This window comes from Mesorhizobium sp. Arg314 (assembly GCF_053714275.1).
On sequence record NZ_JBSKBP010000226.1, the window covers coordinates 1 to 575 of the forward strand.

Sequence of the window (575 nt, forward strand, 5' to 3'; positions counted from 1 at the left end):
TTGTCGGCGATCGCCTGCTCGACCGTCTTGATGGCGACCGGAATGTCCTCGAGGTTCAGCGTGCAGGCTTCCTCGCAGGGCGCGGGGCAGATGCGGCCGGTGAACTCCGGGAAATTGTTGGTCGAATGCAGGTTGCGGATCGCATTGTCCCAGTCGCCATTGTAGACGAGGTCGTTCCAGTCCGGGATCGGACATCGGCAGCGTGAATTCGCGGAAATGCCGGATGCGGTCTGAGGCCGGCTGGTACTTGTGCACCTGCCGGTCGATCTCGAGAAAGCCTGTTACCTTGCCCATAGTCCAGTCCCTGCTGTCCAGATGGTGCGGTCTTAATCGCACCCGTTAACCTCTTGAGGCGGCCGTGGCGACCTTGCGCGCGAGGTCAAATTGTCGGTGGCGTGAGCCGGGAAACCTGGGTTTCCCGGCCATTGCAAAGATCTATTCGGCCGAGACGCTCATGCGCATGCGTTCCATCTCGATCAGCGCGCGGCGGTATTCCATCGGCATGATTTTGCGGAATTTCGGCCGGAAGTTCTGCCAGTCGTCGAGGATCTCGCGGCCGCGCACCGAACCGGTGA

The 575-nt window shown here is 61.0% G+C and carries 1 pseudogene; it reads right to left on the reverse strand.

Going from position 1 to position 575, the window contains the following annotated elements:
* Window positions 1-218, reverse strand: a pseudogene (locus ACWGS9_RS35205) (hypothetical protein); the annotation flags it as partial.
* Window positions 219-575 lie beyond the last annotated feature (357 nt).